15 protein-coding genes are annotated in these 20,239 nt (G+C 60.7%); 2 read left to right on the top strand and 13 right to left on the bottom strand.

Going from position 1 to position 20,239, the window contains the following annotated elements; translation table 11 throughout:
- Window positions 1-24: 24 nt before the first annotated feature.
- From BMY71_RS22380 to BMY71_RS25600, 10 genes are all read right to left on the bottom strand, one after another.
- On the bottom strand, window positions 25-1,305 hold the full coding sequence (locus tag BMY71_RS22380) for a tetratricopeptide repeat protein (protein ID WP_061979345.1): 1,281 nt from the start codon (window positions 1,303-1,305) through the stop codon (window positions 25-27).
- A 638-nt stretch (window positions 1,306-1,943) separates the two neighbouring features.
- Window positions 1,944-2,879, bottom strand: a complete 936-nt coding sequence (locus tag BMY71_RS22375; protein WP_062313638.1) for an NAD(P)/FAD-dependent oxidoreductase — start codon at window positions 2,877-2,879, stop codon at window positions 1,944-1,946.
- Window positions 2,880-2,931: 52 nt separating this feature from the next.
- Entirely contained in the window at window positions 2,932-3,798 is an 867-nt protein-coding gene (locus tag BMY71_RS22370; protein ID WP_054164243.1) for an MBL fold metallo-hydrolase, read from the bottom strand.
- A gap of 1,263 nt (window positions 3,799-5,061) precedes the next feature.
- Window positions 5,062-6,591, bottom strand: a complete 1,530-nt coding sequence (locus BMY71_RS22365; protein ID WP_062313640.1) for a thymidine phosphorylase family protein — start codon at window positions 6,589-6,591, stop codon at window positions 5,062-5,064.
- Window positions 6,588-7,946 (bottom strand): MBL fold metallo-hydrolase RNA specificity domain-containing protein, encoded by a 1,359-nt coding sequence (locus BMY71_RS22360; protein ID WP_054164245.1) that lies wholly within the window; start codon window positions 7,944-7,946, stop codon window positions 6,588-6,590. The genes BMY71_RS22365 and BMY71_RS22360 overlap by 4 nt, the downstream gene beginning before the upstream one ends.
- A gap of 9 nt (window positions 7,947-7,955) precedes the next feature.
- Window positions 7,956-10,325 (bottom strand): phosphoketolase family protein, encoded by a 2,370-nt coding sequence (locus tag BMY71_RS22355; protein ID WP_062313642.1) that lies wholly within the window; start codon window positions 10,323-10,325, stop codon window positions 7,956-7,958.
- 46 nt (window positions 10,326-10,371) lie between these two features.
- On the bottom strand, window positions 10,372-11,403 hold the full coding sequence (locus BMY71_RS22350) for a ribose-phosphate pyrophosphokinase (RefSeq protein ID WP_062313644.1): 1,032 nt from the start codon (window positions 11,401-11,403) through the stop codon (window positions 10,372-10,374).
- Between the two features lie 152 nt (window positions 11,404-11,555).
- On the bottom strand, window positions 11,556-12,005 hold the full coding sequence (locus tag BMY71_RS25350; RefSeq protein ID WP_244526140.1) for a hypothetical protein: 450 nt from the start codon (window positions 12,003-12,005) through the stop codon (window positions 11,556-11,558).
- A gap of 40 nt (window positions 12,006-12,045) precedes the next feature.
- Window positions 12,046-12,963, bottom strand: a complete 918-nt coding sequence (locus BMY71_RS22340) for a cation diffusion facilitator family transporter (protein ID WP_054164248.1) — start codon at window positions 12,961-12,963, stop codon at window positions 12,046-12,048.
- 203 nt (window positions 12,964-13,166) lie between these two features.
- Window positions 13,167-13,346 (bottom strand): zinc-ribbon domain-containing protein, encoded by a 180-nt coding sequence (locus BMY71_RS25600; RefSeq protein ID WP_373301726.1) that lies wholly within the window; start codon window positions 13,344-13,346, stop codon window positions 13,167-13,169.
- 518 nt (window positions 13,347-13,864) lie between these two features.
- Between BMY71_RS25600 and BMY71_RS22330 the strand changes: the two genes are divergently transcribed.
- Window positions 13,865-14,326 (top strand): MgtC/SapB family protein, encoded by a 462-nt coding sequence (locus BMY71_RS22330; RefSeq protein ID WP_054164268.1) that lies wholly within the window; start codon window positions 13,865-13,867, stop codon window positions 14,324-14,326.
- 116 nt (window positions 14,327-14,442) lie between these two features.
- Here BMY71_RS22330 and BMY71_RS22325 read toward each other — a convergent pair whose 3' ends face one another.
- The 3 genes from BMY71_RS22325 to BMY71_RS22310 form a co-directional block, all read right to left on the bottom strand.
- Window positions 14,443-14,901: a ferritin-like domain-containing protein gene (locus BMY71_RS22325; RefSeq protein ID WP_062313648.1), complete on the bottom strand. Its 459-nt coding sequence runs from the start codon at window positions 14,899-14,901 to the stop codon at window positions 14,443-14,445.
- A 1,052-nt stretch (window positions 14,902-15,953) separates the two neighbouring features.
- Entirely contained in the window at window positions 15,954-16,262 is a 309-nt protein-coding gene (locus BMY71_RS25065) for a ClpX C4-type zinc finger protein (RefSeq protein ID WP_054164251.1), read from the bottom strand.
- Window positions 16,263-16,437: 175 nt separating this feature from the next.
- The gene (locus tag BMY71_RS22310; protein ID WP_062313650.1) at window positions 16,438-18,990 is read right to left on the bottom strand and encodes a heavy metal translocating P-type ATPase; all 2,553 of its coding nucleotides are present in this window, start codon (window positions 18,988-18,990) and stop codon (window positions 16,438-16,440) included.
- A gap of 395 nt (window positions 18,991-19,385) precedes the next feature.
- Here BMY71_RS22310 and BMY71_RS22305 point away from each other — a divergent pair, with 395 nt between their 5' ends.
- Entirely contained in the window at window positions 19,386-20,231 is an 846-nt protein-coding gene (locus BMY71_RS22305) for a universal stress protein (protein WP_062313652.1), read from the top strand.
- The last annotated feature ends 8 nt before the right edge of the window (window positions 20,232-20,239 follow it).

Raw genomic sequence — 20,239 nt, 5'->3', positions numbered from 1 at the left:
ATTCGAGCACAGCTGAGTCGCCCATCATTTAGAAAGTAAATTAAGCTCGGCCAATGCTGCGCTGTAAACGACGTCATACAGTTTGCACCCTGCCACTACGCTTTTGAGACGTTCGCGCGCTTGATCAACTTGTCCGGCATGAACAATGGACTCGCTCAAGAAGAACTCAGCTTCGCACGCGCGCTTGGCTTGATCCTGGCCAGACCCGATACGGGATGCCGCCTGAACTTGCCCCGAATCGACCGCATCCAGATAATACTCGAGCATCGGCGCCGGCCACATGTCTCGCCTGACTTTTGCAGCGTTCTCGGTCAGCTCGGCGCGGTCATTTTCTCCACCGTGCACGCGAGCGATGTGGAGCCAGATCATCGCATATGGATTGGACGGCCGCAGACGCACCGCGGTTTTGAAATCCTCGACACTCGCCGTATTATCCCCGGCAAACAATCGGGCGCGTCCTCGACCGAGATAATAGGCTGGGTCTCCGGGAGCAAGTTGGAGCGCCTGATCGAAATCGGCGAGCGCCGCAGTAAAATTTCTTACTGTCAAATTTGCATTGGCCCGATTTGCCCAAAAGCTCGCGTCCCCCGGCCTAAGGCGGATCGCCGCGCCGAAATCTGCGATCGCCTTCTCAAAGTTTCCCAGCATCAGATGCACCGCGCCTCTGTTGCCGATTGCATCCGCAAACGTCGGCTGCAGTGAGATTGCCTGGTCGTAATCAGAAAGTGCTCTTTGTAGGTCGCCTTTCGTCAGAAAGGCGGCAGCGCGGTTGTAATAAGCTTCTGCGTAACTCGGCTGAAGGCGAACAGCCTCATCATAGTTTTCGATCGCTCGATCCAGATCGCCTTTTCTTTCGTAAGCGCCCGCAAGGTTGTTGAAAATCATCGGATCCCTGGGACTTAGTCGGCGCGCGCTAAGAAAGTCGTCGATGGCGCGATCGTATTCGCGCTCGAATGTCCAAATCAGGCCCCGGTAGATGTAGGAATTGGGAAAGTTCGGCAAAAGCGCTATTGCAGTGTCGAAATCGGATAACGCTTTGTCGCGAATTCCCATGCCCTCGTAACATACACCTCGGCTGTAGACGAGGAAGCCGCGGCGCTCACTATCGAAATTGCCCTGACGAATTGCCTCGCTAAAAAGCTGAATGGCTTGCACGCAATCGCGACGCTGCTTCGCTGCAAAACCAGCCTGTGCCAAATCGAGTGCGTCTGCCTTCGCCAAAGGTATTGCAGACAAAGTAATGAGCGTCACGAAAAGTCCGAACACCACCGGTGGGGCCGATTGTTTGGAAAGCGCCCTGAGCATAAAAGCGACTGCCCCTAAATATAGCGAGATGTCCAAATATTAGCACACTTAGGCGCCAAATGCTCACGTTAAGGACATGCTGGCACCCCATGGTCGCAGTCGACCTGCTGGGAAGATGCGATCAGAGCCCCGCTGGGCAATTCTCTGATGTTGCGCTCATCTTCGGCCTCGGTATCAAGGAACGCTACCTTTTTAAGGGCGATCGGGCGTTGCCTTTGTACAGCACGCTCGTGAACCGCCATTTCACGCTGTATCACTCCTTTGATCGCCCACCCCCGGTGACGGGAGAATGTGACCATCACCGGTGCACAATATCACCTCATCCATTGCCCACACAACAGCGCAAGCCTGGCCAAACTGCCTGCACCGTCGCGCGGTCCGACACATTTACAACTGACTTTGCCACCGAGTTAATGTCCTCCGTATCGGCACAGTCCCAATGCCCTGCTTTGCGCTGATGGAAGACCCACACAGCGCGGCTGTTTCACTTCCGTCATGAAACACACGAGAACCGCCATCAGTCCAGATTGAATACGACAAAGAGATGAGGTGCGATGCACTGCGGCTCTGGACAGGCAGCTCCAAGCGCTTCGAAGGTTTTGTCTGTGCTGCCATTCTCGACTTCACAGCCCGATTTACTACTGGCGCGTTAAGCCGTCTAGATTGCGCAGATCGTTGTGCAGCGTCGTGGCGGCGATTGCCGCGTGGCCCATCGCGACGCTGATCTGATCGAGCGCGAAGACGATGTCGCCTGCGGCGTAGATGCCGCCTCGGCTAGTGCGTTGCTTTTGATCGACCGCGATACAGCACCCATCCGCCATGTCGAGACAGAGCGCCTGGGCAAGATGGTCGTTCGCTTCGGAACCAAGCGCCGGATAGATGGTGTCGAAGCTGAGCTGCGAGCCGTCGCGAAAGTGAACTATCGCGCGACTACCGGTGCAATCGAGGCGCAAGGGCGGTCGTTCTTCCACGCGGATACCGTGGCGTTCGAGAAGGGCGCGGTCGTCGGAGCTGATATCGACTGCACCCGCCGGGAGTATGGTAATGTCTTCGGAATATGTTCGCAGGAACAAGGCTTCAGCGACGCCCCGCGCATCGGCGCCGATAACACCGATAGCCTTGTCCCCGGCCTCGAAGCCGTCGCAGACCGGACAATAGCGCAGCAGACCGCGCTCCAGCGCAGACCGATGCATAGCGGGATCGAGGTCCGGGCGCCGGTTGTTGGTGCCGGTTGCCAAAAGAATGGTTCGCGCTTCGAGCGCGATGTTGTTACCACACGCCAGAAAGCTGCCGTCCCGCTCCTCGATCGTCTCGATACGGCCCCGCAGCACTCCGGCACCGTAGAGCTCCGCCTGAGCGCGCATACGACTCAACAGCTCCCTGCCGCTAATTCCGTCGGGAAAGCCGGCATGGTTGTGTGAACGGGGTATCCAGAGTGCGCGGCTGTCGCCGTCGTCCACTACGGTGACGCGTCGCCGGTACCGCGCCAGATAGATCGCAGCAGTCAGGCCCGCAGGGCCCCCTCCAACAACGAGGCAATCGAGCGGACGGCCAGTTGACAGGATTTCATCCATCACGGTGTCCCGTGTATTTGGGGCGGTGGAAGCCACGCTCGGGCGGTGGCGGCTAGAGAGCACTGACCGGAACATCAAGCGGCATCGGCAGAATGACCCGCCCGTTACTTGCGGGCTCCGGGAAGCGCCCAGCCGCGATGTTGAGCGGCAAGGATGCGAGCAGGAGCGCTGGCATTTCGAGCCCGGCATCGCGCTCCTGCCGCAGAGCGATGAACTCCGCTTCGGTCCGCCCCTTGCCGACATGAATATTTTCGGCCCGCTGCGCGCCCACTGTGGTTGCCCAGGCGGGCGGGCGGCTGCCCTCCGCGCCGTAATCATGGCAAACGAACAAGCGTGTCTCTTCGGGCTGATCGAGGATACGACGGATCGAAGAATGGAGCATGCGGGCGTCGCCGCGATGGAAGTCGCAGCGCGCCGTTCCGCTATCGGGCATGAAGAGCGTGTCGCCCAGAAAAATCGTGTCGGCGATGCGATAGCTCAAATGGTCGATCGTGTGCCCCGGCGTCGCCCAAACCTCGATCGTCTCTTCGCCAAACCCCAGGCTGTCGCCTTCATCCAGCAGACGGTCGAACGGACGTGCATGCGTTTGCGGCAGGGCATAGACTTGGCGAATAACTTCGGCGACCTCCACAACGCGCTTGCCGATTGCCAGTCGGCCGCCGAGCGTTTCACGCAAGGCCAGGGCGCCGGAGATGTGATCGTGATGAACATGGGTCTCCAGAAGCCATTCCAGTGACAACTTCTCGGCCCTTATGAAATCCACGATACGGTCAACGGGAGCGCGGCTGGTACGTCCCGACTTTGGATCTAGATCGAACACTGGATCGATGACAACACAAGAACCGGACGCAGCGCATGTGACAACATGCGTTGCGGTGCCACTGCGCTGATCGTAAAAGGTCTGGACACTGATAGTCATTGCCACCTATCCGTTATGGGTTCACGACTTGACCTGCGTCACCGCGATAAGCTTGGCCTCAAGGGCGCCCGCCGGAAATTTCATGCACACCGCGTTTTGGGACCGACCCGTGTAACGTAATCTCTGTCGCCAGTTAATAGTCCTCGCAGCAGAATGTTTCGAACATAATCCAACGAATTTACCACACCAAGTTGTCCTGAAACTTGTCTCGCGCTTACCAAAAAAGATTGGTAGAGCTTCACGGAGGGGTCTCGCTCGTATGGCGATGGATGATGCGCACTGCCCGGGTAGTCGCCAGTCACCGTCGTGACGGTGGAGCGCTTCGACTTCATCCCGCAGGGCTGCGGTGATGCCATCATGACGCACTGATGCCTAGGCGAAGCGGCCAAGGTAGCGTTGATCGAGGAATTAATCCGGCGTCTCACGGGCTCGATGTCTTACGATGTCCCTGTATAGCAGCTGGGCTATTCGCTAGCCTAGACTAGATTCCCGCCCGGTGACGAGACGGGTTCGGGATTGCCGCCGTACAAAGTTGCGAATGACGGACAAGAGCGAATCGCCAATGATGGACGGTGCCCAACTTGACCACCTTCGGTGGGCGGCCATCGACGACATCATCACGTAGAGAGTCTTCAAGCCATCGGAGCAGAACGGGTTTGGCACCATTGTCTCATGCTGAAGACAATGGCTGCGTCGTCGCCTACCTCATCAGTGCATGGCTAGCAAATGTGTGGCGAGCGCGCGGTAGGCTTGATGGGGAAGAGCTTAGCAAACAAGTTCGATCATGTTCTGTATGATCTTCGACAAGCAAGGACAAGTCGGCAGGGCGAGGGTGAGCGGCAGCGCACCAGATGGCCCGTCGAGCCCTGCCATTCCAGCGCTGTTAGACAACGAAGATAAGCCGGCTCCGGCGCAACTAAGATCCGCCGAACCGTTCCCTTACAGTCTGACGCAACACGCCAAGCTTGTCTCTGATCTTTGCCCAACTGACCTCTCGATGGCGGAGGGTGTCGACTATTTCGCAAGGTGGTCGCGGTGCGCCTCGGCCGTGGCGTTGAGCGATCCAGGAGCAGCGAGCAGACGGTGAGTAGACGAAATCCTTTGGCAATGTAGCTTGGCCCCACATGAAAAGCTGGCAGGCCTCCACATCGTAAAACGCTGTGTATGCTGCAAAATATCCTGTAAATTGGAAACGGAGTTATTGCTTTGAGCGCGGCCCCAGGTAAGCCTAGACGATCCGACTCAACCGCCAGCAGGGAGCCTTCAAGACCCGACTATCAGAATATCGCCAGCACGTGCCGCATAGTCGAGCGCGTAGGCGAGCTCGCCGGGTGTCTCGGCGTGGACATGAAAGAGCGGCTGTCCGCGATCAACCTCCGCGCCAAGCCGCACCTCCATGAAGACGCCGGCAGCCTTGGCGCCGGGCGCACCGGCCAGCTTGGCAAGCCGCGCTAGTTTGCGATTGTCGATATGAACGATTCGGCCTGCGCGCGGCGCAACCAATGGATAGACGTGGCGCGCCTGCGGCGGAGTGCGCAGTCCGCCCTGCGCCTCACAGATGGCTTCGAACTTCTTCCACGCCCGGCCGTCGGAAAGCGTCGCGAGCGCCAGCGTCACGCCGCTTCCCTTGCTGGCCTTTCCGCCAATTTCCAGTGCCGCGCCCGCCAGCGTGACAGCTCGCTGGCGCAGGTCATCGGGCGCGTCGGATTTGTTATGCAAAACGGCGAGCACATCGAAGGCCTCGAGCGCCGGACCGATGCCACGGCCGACGGGCTGCGAGCCATCGGTTTGAAGGCATAAGGCGGCAAGGTTAAAGCGCGCAGCCACTGCGGTCATGCGCTCGGCAAGGCGGTCAGCGACGTCTTTACCGCGCACCTTCGCGGTTGCGCCGACCGGGATATCGATGACCACGTGTGTCGAGCCTGCAGCGATCTTCTTCGAGAGGACGGACGCAATCAACTGACCTTCAGTATCGATATCCAGTTCGCGCTCCACCCGCACGAAGATATCGTCGGCCGGGCTGAGGTGGACCGCACCGCCCCAGGCAATGCAGCCCCCTTCCGCCTCCACCACGCGTCGGAGAGTCGCGATGTCGAGATCGACAGGCGCCAAGGTTTCCATCATATCGGCCGTACCGGCCGGCGAGGTGATCGCGCGCGAGGAGGTCTTGGGCATGACGAGGCCGTTCGCGGCCACGATCGCCACGACAATCGGCGTGGTGCGGTTGCCAGGAAGCCCGCCGATGCAGTGTTTATCGACCACGATCGCGGCATCCCAGCGCAGGCGGTCGCCGACATTCACCATTGCCCTCGTCAGACTAACCGTCTCCTCTTCGTCCAGCGGCAGCGCGGCGCTCGCGGTCAGGAAGGCGGCGAGGTGCACGTCGGTGTAGCTGCCGGCGACAACATCCCTCACGATCTCCGAGAAGGCGGACGTATCCAGACGATTGCCATAGATACGCCGCCGCACATCAGCGAGCGAATCCATTGCGGGTGGATGGGAGACCCTGACCTCGTCGCCTTCCGCGACGCCAAGAAGGTCCCAGGCGGTTTCGGACAGTCCGATCTCGTCGAGGCCCAGCATGGCTTCACCGTCGACTTGAAAAAGAGTCGCCTGGACCTGGCGCTTGCCATTGGCCACGAGAACCTGAGAGCGCGAAGCAAATCCCTCGGCCCGGCAGACGTGACAGTCGGCACGCATGATTACGATCGCCTGATGCTGGCTATGCAGCCGGAGACGGCGTACACGGTGCCTTGGTTGATCGGCACGAGCAGCGTTATCTGTCGTCGTCATAGATCGAAGATCTGGTTCTGACGTGGCACAGCGGCATCCCACCCAAGTTCGCGATCAATCCGCACCCGCAGCGCTTCGGCGGCGTCGGCCTCGCCATGGACGATGAAGACGCGAGACGGAGCGCGGCGGAAGCCGGAGAGCCAGCGCATCAGCTCGCTAGCATCAGCGTGTGCCGACAGCATCGACAGGTCATCGACCTCTGCCCGAACCGGCACCCATTGGCCATGGATCCTGATGTCGCGCGCGCCCTGAAGCATCGCTCGGCCTCGCGTTCCAGCGGCCTGGAACCCGGAGAACAGGATCGTGTGCTTGGGATCGGTCGCGAAGGCCTTGAGGTGATGGAGAACACGGCCTCCCGTCGCCATCCCGCTCGCCGATATCACGACCTTGGGCCAGGGGCTGGTCGAGATCGCCTTGGAGCTTTCCACATCGCGTGTATAGGTGGCGATGCCGCAGATCGCGTCGCATTCCTTGGAAGACAAGTGGTGATCGTCGTGGTGGGCGTGGAGCAGGCCTGTCGCCTCGATCGCCATCGGGCTGTCCAGATAGATCGGGACGCCCGATAGACGGCCGGCGGTCTGCAGGCGCCACAGATGATAGAGCAGCGACTGTGCGCGCCCGACCGCAAAGGCCGGGATGACGACGGTGCCGCCGCGCTTGATGGTGCGCTCGATGACCTTGCCGAGCGCTTCGGTGGGATCGGCAGAATCGTGGAGGCGGTTTCCGTAGGTCGATTCAACGACGACGTAATCTGCTTCGGCGATAGCTGCCGGGTCCGGAAAGATTGGGTCGCCGTAGCGGCCAAGGTCCCCTGAAAAAGCAATGCGGCGGCCGCCCCATTCGATCTCGGCGCTGGCGGCTCCGAGGATGTGGCCGGCGTAGCGAAACCTCACGGTCGCACCACCTGGGAGCGTCGTGACCGTGTTGAAAGGAACAAGCGAAAAGAACTCCATGGCGCGTTCGGCATCACGCGCGCCGTACAGCGGCAGCGCCGGCTTGTGTTTGGAGAACCCTTTCCGATTGGCGTACTCAGCGTCCTTCTCGTTGAGGTAGCCGCTGTCCTTGAGGATGAGCTCTGCGACATCGCGTGTCGCCGCGGTCGCGTAGATGCGGCCACGAAAGCCGTCACGCACGAGCTTGGGTAAGTAGCCCGAGTGATCGAGATGAGCATGGGTCAAGACGACGGCATCGATGCTCGACGGCGCGACCGGCAACGGTTCCCAGTTCAGCTCGCGAAGGTTCTTGAGGCCTTGAAATAGACCGCAATCAATCAAGATGCGCTTGCCGCCGTTGGTGAGGAGATGTTTCGAGCCGGTGACAGTGCCGGCGCCGCCGAGAGAGGTCAGAGTCAACATTGCGAACTTTCAGAATGTGAAGGCGGCCAAATCCGCCGGATCGCCGCGTCCGTCGAGCGCGCCTTGCTCGGTCGAGGAGAGAATCTCCTCGCGCTTGCAGCCGAGGAGAGCGCCTCCCGCGTCCACCAGATGCGCCCAGCTACAGCGGTTAGCGAACAGCATGCCTGCAACGTCGAGCGTGCCGCCCCGGCTGATATAGCCGCGCGCGACAGTCCTTTGAGGCCCGGAGTCGAGCCGCCGCAACAAGCCGAGCATTGGTTCCGGTCTCGCGTGAGACACGATGACTCGCGGCAGCCCGGCCGGGAACAGCGCCGCAATATCCTGCTCGCTAGCTGTGAAGGCGGCTTCAATGGAATCGCGGGGGATTCGGAATCGGCCAGGTTCCGAGAGAGCGGTTACGAGAACGCGGCGGCCGTGCGTCTTGAGGCGATGTGCTGCCTTGAGCGCCTCCTCGAGCTGGTAGGCGCCGATGGCAACCAGTTGCAACTCGGCCCCGTCGCGCTCGCCTTCGATGTGAGCGGCGCCATCGGCAATGAACTTGAGCGCAGCCTCGCCACCGAAGCGATACGGCATGTCGCGCTTCGACACGATGAGGCAGGCTACCTGTCCGCGACCCTGGTAGACGGCTCGCAGGGCGGCCATGGCGCTGTTGGTATCCACGGGGAACAGAACGCGTGCCGTGTCGGACATCTCGCCGAGCAGCGCCTCGCCAATGGTCGGGTCCTGATGCGACTGCTCGTTTTTGGAGTTCTCCCAGGTATGAGACGTGACGATGAGCGGGACGGATACCCAACCCGGCTTCTGGCCGACCTCACGCTGGCGACGGGCGAAGACGATCTCCTGGCGAAGCCCGCCCAACATCTTCAAGGCGAAAGCCTCGTAGCTGACAATCAGGTTGATGCCTCCCTTGTTGGCGAGCGCCGCGCCCGCAACCGCTTCCTCGTTGAGCGCGGTGATGACCGCCCCATCCACGGCATCGGCGACGTTGGGCTCCGAAACGTTCACCCGGTGGCGCAACCTGTCGAGGGTTGCACCCATATGGTTTGAGCGCAGTTCGTCGGGGTTGCCGACACGGGGCCGAAGGCCGGGGTTCGCATCGACGAGGCGGACGAACCAGCGGTCGATAGCATGCATCGCGCAGTCGGGCGGACTGCCGGCTACGGTCCAATCAGGTTCGGGGAGTACTGGAGTCGGAGGCCGCCGCAGCGCGAGGGGGTGCCGGCTTTCGGGCACGCGGCCTTGCTTGCCATGGACAGCGATCGCTGCGACGGCTTGCTCAATCTCGTCAGGCGGCACGAACAGCACGCGGGCCGCATCGTTGAAGGCGGTACGGGCTGCTTCGTCCTGCGCGGGATTGCCACCGAGCGGCAGATTGTGCGCGGCATTCGTGCCCGCTCCCGGAAAGCCGAACCCTTTGACGGTTTCGGCGATCACATAAGGAACCGGCGCCGGATAGGAATGCGCCGCATCCGCAGCGAAACTCTGGAGTCGGCGCTCGGCTTCTAGAATGGCCCCTGCGAAGGCGGCTGGATCGCGGCCATCGACGATGAAGGGATCAAAGCCGTTGAGCTTGAGATGGTCGGCGAGCCATGTGGCGCCACCCTGCTGCGCGATCTGGACGCGCTCTTCGATACGCCGCCCGTTGAGGATCATGACCGGGATGACATGGCCGGAATCTTCGGCCCGCCACCAGCGAGGCGTCCAGTCCGAACCGCGCTGTTCCTCGAATGCGCCGTCGCTCAGGAACGCCACGAGGCTTTCGCCGGGGAGCGGCATGTGCACGTACTGCACCTCCGCGAAGCCGAGATAACCGCCTTCGGAGATCGCGCCGGCGGTATTCGGTCCTGCGTGGCTGCCGAGCGGTACGGCCGGAGCGCCGTCGGGGCCGATCTTGTATGAGTAGAAGTCGGCGGCGAGTTGCGACAATCCCTTCTCGCTGCGATCGTAGCGGCCCTTCTGCGCCGGTGAGACATCGCCGGTGAGGACGTTGACGGCCTCGATAGCGGCAACACAATGGCCTTGGCCCATCAGCCAGGAACGCGTCGTCGCTGAAATCGCATTGGCCGTCAGATAGCCGACAAAAGCCGGGACCATGTTGAGCGAGCCGCCGGTATGTCCTTCCGGGGTGGTCTTGAAAGCGTCCGCCGGGAGCGGGGCGCCAGAGAGATCGACCCGCTTGGTGTAGGTCATATGGACCACGCTCCACATGGCGGCGGAGGTGAGGCGGTCGGCAGCCACCAGCATCCGATAGAGCGGTTGCGGATCGATGCGGCCGGACGAAGCCAGCGCCACTATGCGCTCGACCGTCTCTTCACGATGGACAATCGGGCCGTATCCCTTGCGCCAAGTGTTGAACATCTTGGAGGCCGTGCCGCTCATGCTGCATCGTCGCCTTTATTGGATCTGGTTTCGGGAGGCGGCACTTTCACCGCGCCCCGCTCGTCCAGGATGGCGGATCGCTCGCGGGAAAGGAATCGAGACCCGCCCGCTCCACCTCATCCAAGGGCTCGGGCGGACGCCGGTGCCGGACGAGGTCTGCCGACGATGGAGCGCTCAATCCGAGCGCGTTCGCAACCAGCGGCGCAAGGCCGATGGCATTGCTCTCGTGAGGAACAGAATCTGTCGAAACGATCCGGCTGCAAAGCGGCGCAAGGCGCTGGAAAGAATCTTCGGCAAAAATGCCATGCACAACGACCACCACGGGTCGCGCAAAGCCTTGAAGCGGAAGTTTGAGAGCCGCTTCGATCAGCGTGCGGCCGGACGAGGCGATGTCATCGACCAGCACCGGCTGCCGGCCACGCCATCTGGACAGATCGGGTAATTCGACGTCGACATTGCGATCGCCATGCCGGATCTTGCGCAGCACCGCGTGTGGGGCGCCAATGCGTGCGGCGATGGCCGATACCCATTGCTCGCTCTCTTCGTCGGGACCGACGAGAAAAGGATTGTCGACTTCCGCGGCAATCCAATCCGCCAGCAGCGGCGCCGCATGCAGCGTATCCGTCGGGATCGTGTAGAGCGCCGAGAGAGTCGAATATCTATGCAGATGCGGATCGACGGTGACCAGCCGGTCGAAGCTCGACGAGACGAGCCGCGCGAAGCTCTTCGACGTCACCGCCTCACCCGGCTGAAAACGGCGATCCTGCCGCATATAAGCGAGATAAGGCGCGATCAGAGTGACCTCTCGCGCGCCGAGCGCCCGCGCGGCATCTGCCGCGAAGACAAGACGCAAGAAGCCATCATCGGGCCTTGCGAGTGTGCAGACCAGATCGACCGCTTTGCCTGCAACGTCGGAAAGGATACGGACGTAGGACTCGCCATCCGGAAATTGCCGGGTTCCTATTGTGCCGAGCTCCCAATGCCCGGCTGCTGCCAGATGCTGCCCAAAGGCTTCGTTGCCCGGCAGGGAAAGGATCAGGCGAGGAGCAGATCCCGGATGGTCTTGTTTTTCTGTCATCCTTCCTCGACTCTAGAATTTGCCGAAACTGGGTGATGGCTACCCCAATCATGCCGCCGGTCACTCATTTGCGACAGTGGAATTACCACAAGGCAGTGGTTCAAGATATGACTGGGATCATTCCAGAGCGCGGCCGGAGCGATAGCACTTACTTAATGTCGGCGTCTGCCGAATGCTCCACCCAAACGCCAAAGCATCCTCGGCAAGAGGACGATCAACAGCGCGCCAAGCGCCCAAATCACGATGGCTGCCGGCTTCAGGACGATCATCAGCAAGGAGACCGCCTGGTCGAGGAGACCGGTGGACTTCAGGCTGTCGATCGCGACGCCGACCTCTTTGCCGACGCCTATCGCGCTTCCGGCGTCCTTCCCCGCTTGCAACACGGCGCCGCCGCTGGTTGAGAGCCACGACAGGGCGATATCGAGTGCGACATATCCAACATAGACAACGACCGTCCATGCAAGGAGACCGAAGATGACGACAACCCACGAGATCGGCGCCCGCGGCGGAGCATCAGTCGAGTAACCGGACCTGGGCGCCGGGTATCGATTTGATCCAGGACCCTTTCGGAAAGAGCGTTCATTCCAATGATCGTTACCCACGTCGTCCTCACTCGTTCACTGCGGCAAACTCTCGACGAAATCAAAACGGCCGCTTGGCTTCGGCTCCCTCAAGCGCTTCGTCCTCGATCTGGATCGTCACATGTGTCAGGCCAAAGCCAGTCTTCAGCGCCTCCTGAGCTTCGGCCAGTATCGTCCGGGCTGAAGCCGTGTCAGTCACGACAAGGTGGCCGCTCATCGCATCGGCGCCGGATGTAATCGTCCAGACATGGAGATCACGAACGGCAAGGACGCCCGGAATCTCGAGAAGCCTCTTTTCAAGCAAGGCCATGTCGATTTCCGGCGGCGTGCCCTCCATTAGAATATGGATCGCTTGCTTGAGCAGGATCCACGTGCGCGGGACAATGAACAGCCCGATGCCGGCGCCGATGATCGGATCGACTAGTTGCCAGCCGGTCAGAACCACCACGATTGCAGCCACAATGACGCCGAGCGAACCGAGCATGTCCGCCAGCACCTCGAAGTAGGCGCCTTTGACGTTGAGGCTCTCCGCCGAGCCGGCGGAGAGCATTTTCATACTGATCAGGTTGACGACGAGACCGGCAACTGCCACGGCCAGCATCGGTCCGCCGATGATCTCCGGCGGGCTCAAGAATCGCTGATAGGCCTCGTAGAGGATATATACAGTCAGGAGGAGGAGAACCACGGCGTTGGTGAGCGCCGATAGCACCTCCATACGAACATAGCCGAAGGTGTTCTGTGGTGTCCGTGGCCGTTCGGCGAAACGGATCGCGATCAAAGCCAATGCCAGGCCGCCGGCATCGGTGAGCATGTGGGCTGCGTCGGCAAGGAGAGCGAGGCTGCCGGTCCACAAGCCGCCGATAACCTCGACAACCATAAAAGTGGTGGTGAGGGTCAGCGCAATGTACAGTCTGCGCTTATGCCGCCCCGCTGCTGTCGCGGTAGATACTGGGTCGCTCGCTGAAACCCCTGCGGCCATGTCACCCTCTCGCGCCTAGAATTCAGTTCGTTAAGACGGCGCGCCTCGGCATCAGCTCCTGCTTGTACAGCCTCGGGCACGGATGCAGATTCTTTTCGACGATCACTCTCATCCCCAACCGGGCATGACGTCGCGTTCCTGTGAATGCACGAGGCCTTCAGCCTCACATGTTCACCAATCGGACGTCGGCGTGAAGATAGGACTCACTTTCCCTCAGGATTTGCTCCGGCCACCGCCGTACCGCAAGAGCGGCAAAATTTAGAGTTGGCTGGAATTGACGCATTGCACTTCGAACACGCCGCCTCGGACGATCCGAAGCGCTGGCCACAATTGGCGCAAAAACGGCTGTCCGGCGCGTTGTCAGAGCGACAGCTGGGACACACAAGCACCCGCTGTTGCGCGGGCGGCGGCGATTGATCCCAGTCCGGATTCTGCTGATTGCCCCAAGGCGCACCACGATCGGGCCCTCGGCCGTACCGGTCTCCGTGGCCGCCTCCATGATGACCGCCTCCATGGCCGCCGCCATACCTCCGGCCAAACAGACGGTCGAGAAAATGCGAACCCACAGCAACCTCCTACGAGTAAAAGTCTGCCAACATGAAATAAGGCGCCTGTCCAATCTTGACAACCGCCGGGAGCCGGTCCCGCCGCCATGTGTTCGGGCTCCGCAATTGAAAGTCAATTGCAAACCCCCGGGATTTTTTAGCTAGAATCTCGCATTCATTTTGTAACATTCCGCCCGCTCTGAACGAATGGAGAATTTCTGGCCGAGCGGTAGCCAATCATCGACTGGGGCGGAAGAGGCTGGGCACGGAAAATCTCTTCGTCGTGTAACAGAGTAACAGGAACCCCTGCACGAGCACTATTGTTCTGGATGTCCGTTGGCGAGTGGGAGATGACGATGAGATTTGCAGCCTTGAATTGGGTAGAAATGGGCTCCCACTTGGTCGATTTGGCTATCGCCTACATTTTGGCATTGCCGATTGGATGGGAGCGGGAAAGTCAGGAGCGCAGCGCTGGTCTACGAACCTTTCCGCTCGTCGCGATTGCCGCGTGCGGTTTTGTGCTCGTCGCGATCCGCGTCTTGGGCGAGACCTCGATGGGTCAGGCTCGGATTCTCGAAGGTCTGATTACGGGAATAGGATTCATTGGCGGAGGTGCCATCCTGAAGCGCGGAGACCATACGTCCGGCACAGCCACAGCGGCCAGCTTGTGGGCAACAGGGGCGCTCGGGGGAGCTGTTGGCTACGGTCTCTATGATATTGCCCTGATCCTCAGCATTGTGACCTTCGCAACTCTCCGCTCTCTTGCCCCTCTGAAAAGCATGATCCAGCCCTCAACACCCAACGATGGCAAAAGCTAATATTTGAGGCGCGCGTCCACGCCAGAAATCGTCATTTCGACAAAATAATCAACACATTGGGCGCGGACAGACCTCGCACTCAAATCCTTCGGCGTGCGTGCACCTCGCACGCGATGCTAGTTGGTCAAATCTGGCGCGTCTTCGCCCAGAGCGGTGGCAAGATCAATCAAATGGTCTTGCTCATCGAGCAAGATCTCGCGGATGTGCTCGGCGATAGCGAATTCGCCCAATGTTTCACACTGACGGATCCGCTCGCGATAGTTCTTGATTGTGTCGATCTCGTTCTGAAGATCTGCCCGCAATATCTTCTCCGCGCTATCGGATACTTCGATGGGTTTTGGAATCGTCGTTGGTGTAGCGCCGAGATAATCAATTTGCCGAGATATCGTCAGCGCGTGTTTCAGCTCTTCCGCGGCGTGCTTTTGTAGCTGATCCGCAATGCTCATATACTCAGCACCCTTGAGCACTTGCGAATAGACAACGTACGCGATGATCGCTTGGTATTCGCGAGCCAAGTCTTCGTTCAGCAGCGCCGCCAGCTTCTCGCGTGCAATCGAAGGTCTGTTGTCTGCCATTTACCCGCCCAATGTGCGTTATTCGGCATAGACAACGCTGCGGTGCTATTTGGGTTCCTTTCGAAATAAGCCCGGTTACAAAGATGTGCGAGAGACACCCCATCAATCGCGCGAGTTTGCCAGAAACGCTTTGATCGAGAGAGGTACAGCTAACAGGGCAGCTTTTTTTGCAGTAGTCGCTGATTGCGCCTGCTTATAATTATTTTCAGCGTTACATTTCCACGCCCGTCCGAGCCAAAAGTAGAGTCTGCGGATTTGCGGATTGTCCAAGTTCGCGCGCAGCGCCACTACGATTAGAGGGTGATAAGCTCGACCAGACTTTCGATGTCTGACGATTCGCCTTCTCAAGGCACGAGCCGGCAAAGCTAATGATGCCCGTGGTGCTGCAAATGACCCCCGAAATTATGTCCACTGGAAAGGTGCCCACCTAAATGGTGACCGTAATAGCCACCTAAATGGTGACCATAATAGAGCGGCACATAGACGGGATAGGAGTACGCGGCGTACGGATAAGGGCCGATCGGGTATCCCCTGTAGCCACGATATGCATAATGCCGATGTCGGTGGCGGTGTTTGCGGGAATGAACTTGTTGGAATAGGTCCCCTCCGATGGACGCACTCGGCGCCAGAGATTTAGGAGCGGCGCCGGGCAAAGCGCTCGCCGCATTGGAATACAAGAGGCACGCCGAGGCCGCGCTGATCCCGATTATGAGAAGTTTCCGCATCATCACCTCCTTTAGGTATCGTACAATCAAAGACTCTTGCGCAGCTCCGAAGGTCCGACGCTTGACATCGCGGCTTATGCCCGACGTCAGAGATAGCAAATAAGCCTTTTTTCATGCCGCCTCCGACCACAAACGAAACGGGCCATGGCAGTAAGGAAAACGGCAATCTTCGCATTGGGTTCCAACCACAATTATGCGTGGATGCCCAACAGTTCGCTCAGCCGAAGGCTGAGGGCGGCCGGGAAATCCGGACAAGTACCGCGCGGAGCCTTGATCGCCGCCCCTCGCGGAATCTCCCTAAGCCGACTATTGCCCGCCGAACCGTTCCTACGCAGTTTGGCAGGACACGCCGAGGGGCTCTGCAATCTTTGCCCAGCTTACCTCTCGATGGCGGAGCGTGTCGACGATCTCCGCGAGATGCTCGCGGTGCGCCTCTGCTGTGGCGTGGAGGGGTCCAAGGGCCGCGACGAAACGATCAGTCGGCCACGTCGCCGGATCAAAATCCCGCGGCAGTGCAGCAGTGCCGGACATGAAAAGTCGGCTCGCTTCGACGCAAGCGTCGCAAATGTGAATGCCGCCCGGCCCTGCGGCCAGCTTAGCGACCTCGCGTTCCGATTTCCACAGAATGAACGGCATAGCTTGCGCCACACTACGAACCCTACTGTCAGGACGACCCTGACTGTAAGGGAGAACCTGACAGGACAATGCTCGCCGTTCCAATACGGCTGGAATAGCCTTCGTATCTTTCGCCGGCTCCCGTATCCGCCCACATTGCCCGGGCGGCTCCTCCGGTGGGGAATACGCCGAGCTGCTATTGTCTCTTGTCGCGATACGCGAGCAGCCGCAGCGCGTTGACGACGACCACGAGCGTCGAACCCTCATGCACCGCGACTGCCGCACCGATGCTGAGCCCCATGATCGTCGCCGGCACCAAGATCACGACCACGCCGAGGCTGATGAACACGTTCTGCAAGATGATCCCGCGGGTGTGGCGGCTGAGGCCCACAGCAAAGGGCAGGTGACTGAGATCGTCGGCCATCAGCGCGACGTCCGCAGTCTCTAGAGCGACGTCGGAGCCGGCCGCGCCCATCGCGATGCCAACCGTCGCGCTCGCCATCGCAGGCGCGTCATTCACGCCGTCGCCGACCATGGCGACCTTCTGCTCGGCGCTCAGCTTCTTGATCGCCTCAACCTTGTCCTCCGGCATCAGATCGCCCCAGGCCTCATCGAGCCCGACATCCTTGGCGATAGCGTCGGCGACCTTCTGGTGATCGCCGGAGATCATGATCATCCGCTTGATGCCGAGCGCGTGCAGTTCCGCCAGCGCGACACGCGCGGCGGCGCGTGGCGTATCCATCAAGCCTATCGCACCGAGTTCCTTGTCGCCGTAGCGCACGACCATCGTGGTGCGGCCGCCGTCGCGCAGTTTCGCAATGGCCGCTCTCATGGCCTCGCCCAGCGGCGCAATGCCGTCGGCGCCGAACATCTCGGCCTTGCCGATCCAGACCGGCTTGCCCTCCAACGTTGCGGTCACCCCGCGTCCGGTGAGGCTCTTGAGATCCTGCGCCTCCGGGACGTCGCGTCCACCCAACCGCTCACGGCCGTCGCGTGCGATCGCCTCCGCAAGCGGATGATCGCTGAGTTGCTCGACGGCCACGGCGACCCTGAGCAGTTCGTCTTCCGAAACACTCTCGGCCGGGACGATGTCGGTGATGCGCGGACGGCCCTCCGTCAGCGTGCCGGTCTTGTCGAACGCGATCGCGCTTAACGAGCCGAGATTTTCCAATGGCGCGCCGCCTTTTACGAGGACGCCGCCGCGCGCCGCGCGCGCCACGCCGGACAGCACGGCGCTGGGCGTCGCGATCGCCAGCGCACAGGGGCTAGCCGCCACCAGGACCGCCATCGCGCGATAAAAGCTCGCGCTGAACGGCTCGTCGATCACCACCCAGGCGAACAGCAGAATGACGGCGAGCGCCAGCACGGCCGGCACAAAAATGCGCTCGAACTTATCGGTGAAACGCTGGGTCGGCGATTTCTGAGTCTCGGCCTCGCTCACCATCTGCACGACCTTGGCGAGCGCTGTTTCCGTCGAAAGACGCGTCACCTCGATCTCGATCGCACCCGCGCCGTTGATGGTGCCGGCGAAGACGCGCGAGGATGAGTCCACGGCGTTGGGCTTGGCCCGTGCCTTGGCAATGTCCTCGACATGCCGCTTGTCGACCGGGATGCTCTCGCCGGTCACCGGCGCCTGGTTGACGCTCGACTCGCCCTTGACCAGGAATCCATCGGCCGGCAGCCGCTCATTCGGACGCACGACAACCACGTCACCGACCACGAGGTCCTCTACGGGGACCTCGCGCGTCTCGCCGTCGCGGCGGACAGTGGCAGTTCGTGGAGCCAGTTCGGCGAGCGCTTCAATCGCCTGCTTGGCCCGCCCCATCGCATAGTGCTCGAGCGCGTGGCCGAGGCTGAACAGGAACAGCAGCAGCGCCCCCTCCGCGAAGGCGCCGAGCGCCGCGGCGCCCGCCGCTGCGACCAACATCAGCGTGTCGATCTCGAACTTCCTGAGGCGCAGATTGTCGATCGCTTCGCGCAGCGTATAGAATCCGCCGAAGAAATAGGCGGCGATATAGCAGGCGGTCGGCAGCCAGAAGGGAGCCGTCGGCAGGAGCTTCTCGATCGCGACGCCGACGCCAAGCAGAGCGCCACAAATGAGCGAGAAGATCAGTTCGGTGTTGGGCCCCAGAAGGCCGCCATGCGCATGATCGTGATCTTTTTCGCCCCTGCCGCCCTTGTCTTCGCCGTGATCGTGGCCGGCATGATCGGGACCGGCATGACTATGGTCCCCATGCGCGTCAGCCGCCTCGTCCGTCCCGGAACGCCGCGGCTCCGGCGCAGGCGCCCGGGCGACGACCTGCTCACGCACCGTGACACCCATTTTGGCGAGCGCATCGCGGATGGCCTTCTCAGACCCCTGGCTCCGGTCAAATTCAACACGCACCACCCCGCCGGCGCTCGCTTGCGCCTCCAGTACGCCCGGCACTGTACGCAGACCATCGGCAACCGTGCGTGCCCGGCGCTGGTGGGCGATCCCTTCGACCTGCCACAGCAGATGGCCGAACCGTTCGCTGATCGTGGCACCGGCGCTCGCCGCGAGCTCGCGGATCCGCGGTAGTGGTATGATCTCCGGGTCGTAGTGCACGCAAAGCTGGGCCGGCTCGCCCGGGCCGGTGCCCCGCACGTGCACCTCCTCGACGCCCGCGCGCCCGCCGATCTCCGAGGTGAGCCGCGCGACGCAGGCATCGTCGGCGTCCGGCACGTCAGGCAGCAGGATCGGAATATCCAGACGAAGTTTTTCGGTCATCTCACACCTCTTTGCCTCAAGCCACTGACGACGATGGGAGAGCGCTGCCAGCCTGTGCTGGCCGCTTCCTCATCATTTCTCCGAGATGGAGACGGGGCTGACCGGACTGTTCTCACGATTGCATAAATGCCGCGATAGTCCAATCTTCGTAAAGCCTCAATAGTAGAAACGCTTTTCGTTCTGACGCCCGCAGCGCATGCCAAGATCACCGCAATGTTCGCCGCTCCTCTTCCGGTTGAGCGGACCGGCAATCGGTCGGATCGGGCGATCTTTGGTGCAATGAATAGCTAGACTAATGTTTGTTCTCTCGGCCAGATTGTTGAGCGAGATCAACCCCTGCAAGCGCAAGATGCGATAACAATTGGCTGAGCCAGCGCGGAGAAAATGGAGAACAGATGGCCTTCAAAGACTTGCTGATGGTCCTGACGACCTACCCGGATCCAACGCCGGTCGCGGAGCTCGCCCAAGGCGTTGACTTCGCCGCAGCCATCGGCGCCAAGATTTCGGCCGTCGCCTGTGAGGTTGAATTTCAAATTCCAGGAAGCATTGTCGGTAACCTGTTTAATGTTCCCGCATTGGCCGCCGCTGAGAGCAAGAAGAGTTCGGCGAACGCGCAGATGCTCTTGACCGCATTCCAGGAGGCCGCTGAACAGCGGGGAGTATTTCATGAGCGGCGATCGGAGACTTGCCTGATCTCAGACGTTGCGGATGTATTGATCGGACATGCCCGACTTCGCGATCTAACGATTGTCCCCGTGGGCGAGGGTGGAGCTGTCGATATCGGCGACTGGTACGTTGAACAGATCGTATTCGAATCGGGACGCCCTACACTCATCATCCCGAAGCCAGCCAGTCATCGCGGTGCGTTGAATACTGTCGTAGTGGCTTGGGATTTCAGCCGACCTGCAGCGAGGACGATTGCCGACGCAATTCCGATACTGGCAATGGCCAAGCGGGTGTACGTCGTGACGGTCACCGGCGACAAGGCAATCAATACCAGGCGTTCTGGCGCAGAACTCTCAAAGCATCTGGCCCATCATGACGTCGAGGTCACCTTGGATACGGTCGATGCCGCCGGTAGAAGCACCGGTGACGCACTCGATTCGTATGTTGCCTCACGCGAGGCTGACCTTCTTGTCATGGGAGCATACGGACACTCTCGCATTCGGGATTTCATCCTCGGCGGGGCGACAAAAAGCATGCTTGCGCGGCCATCGCTTCCGATCTTTCTGTCGCACTGATTGAGAGC

The organism is Rhodopseudomonas pseudopalustris, assembly GCF_900110435.1.
Taxonomy (GTDB): domain Bacteria; phylum Pseudomonadota; class Alphaproteobacteria; order Rhizobiales; family Xanthobacteraceae; genus Rhodopseudomonas; species Rhodopseudomonas pseudopalustris.
This window is presented reverse-complemented; position numbering and strand designations above follow the sequence as displayed.

Bases quoted from the DNA above. Each gene is read 5' to 3' on its own strand.
- BMY71_RS22380 (WP_061979345.1), bottom strand. From the start codon at position 1,305: ATGCTCAGGGCGCTTTCCAAACAATCGGCCCCACCGGTGGTGTTCGGA.
- BMY71_RS22375 (WP_062313638.1), bottom strand. From the start codon at position 2,879: ATGGATGAAATCCTGTCAACTGGCCGTCCGCTCGATTGCCTCGTTGTT.
- BMY71_RS22370 (WP_054164243.1), bottom strand. From the start codon at position 3,798: ATGACTATCAGTGTCCAGACCTTTTACGATCAGCGCAGTGGCACCGCA.
- BMY71_RS22365 (WP_062313640.1), bottom strand. From the start codon at position 6,591: ATGACGACGACAGATAACGCTGCTCGTGCCGATCAACCAAGGCACCGT.
- BMY71_RS22360 (WP_054164245.1), bottom strand. From the start codon at position 7,946: ATGTTGACTCTGACCTCTCTCGGCGGCGCCGGCACTGTCACCGGCTCG.
- BMY71_RS22355 (WP_062313642.1), bottom strand. From the start codon at position 10,325: ATGAGCGGCACGGCCTCCAAGATGTTCAACACTTGGCGCAAGGGATAC.
- BMY71_RS22350 (WP_062313644.1), bottom strand. From the start codon at position 11,403: ATGACAGAAAAACAAGACCATCCGGGATCTGCTCCTCGCCTGATCCTT.
- BMY71_RS22340 (WP_054164248.1), bottom strand. From the start codon at position 12,963: ATGGCCGCAGGGGTTTCAGCGAGCGACCCAGTATCTACCGCGACAGCA.
- BMY71_RS22330 (WP_054164268.1), top strand. From the start codon at position 13,865: ATGAGATTTGCAGCCTTGAATTGGGTAGAAATGGGCTCCCACTTGGTC.
- BMY71_RS22325 (WP_062313648.1), bottom strand. From the start codon at position 14,901: ATGGCAGACAACAGACCTTCGATTGCACGCGAGAAGCTGGCGGCGCTG.
- BMY71_RS25065 (WP_054164251.1), bottom strand. From the start codon at position 16,262: ATGCCGTTCATTCTGTGGAAATCGGAACGCGAGGTCGCTAAGCTGGCC.
- BMY71_RS22310 (WP_062313650.1), bottom strand. From the start codon at position 18,990: ATGACCGAAAAACTTCGTCTGGATATTCCGATCCTGCTGCCTGACGTG.
- BMY71_RS22305 (WP_062313652.1), top strand. From the start codon at position 19,386: ATGGCCTTCAAAGACTTGCTGATGGTCCTGACGACCTACCCGGATCCA.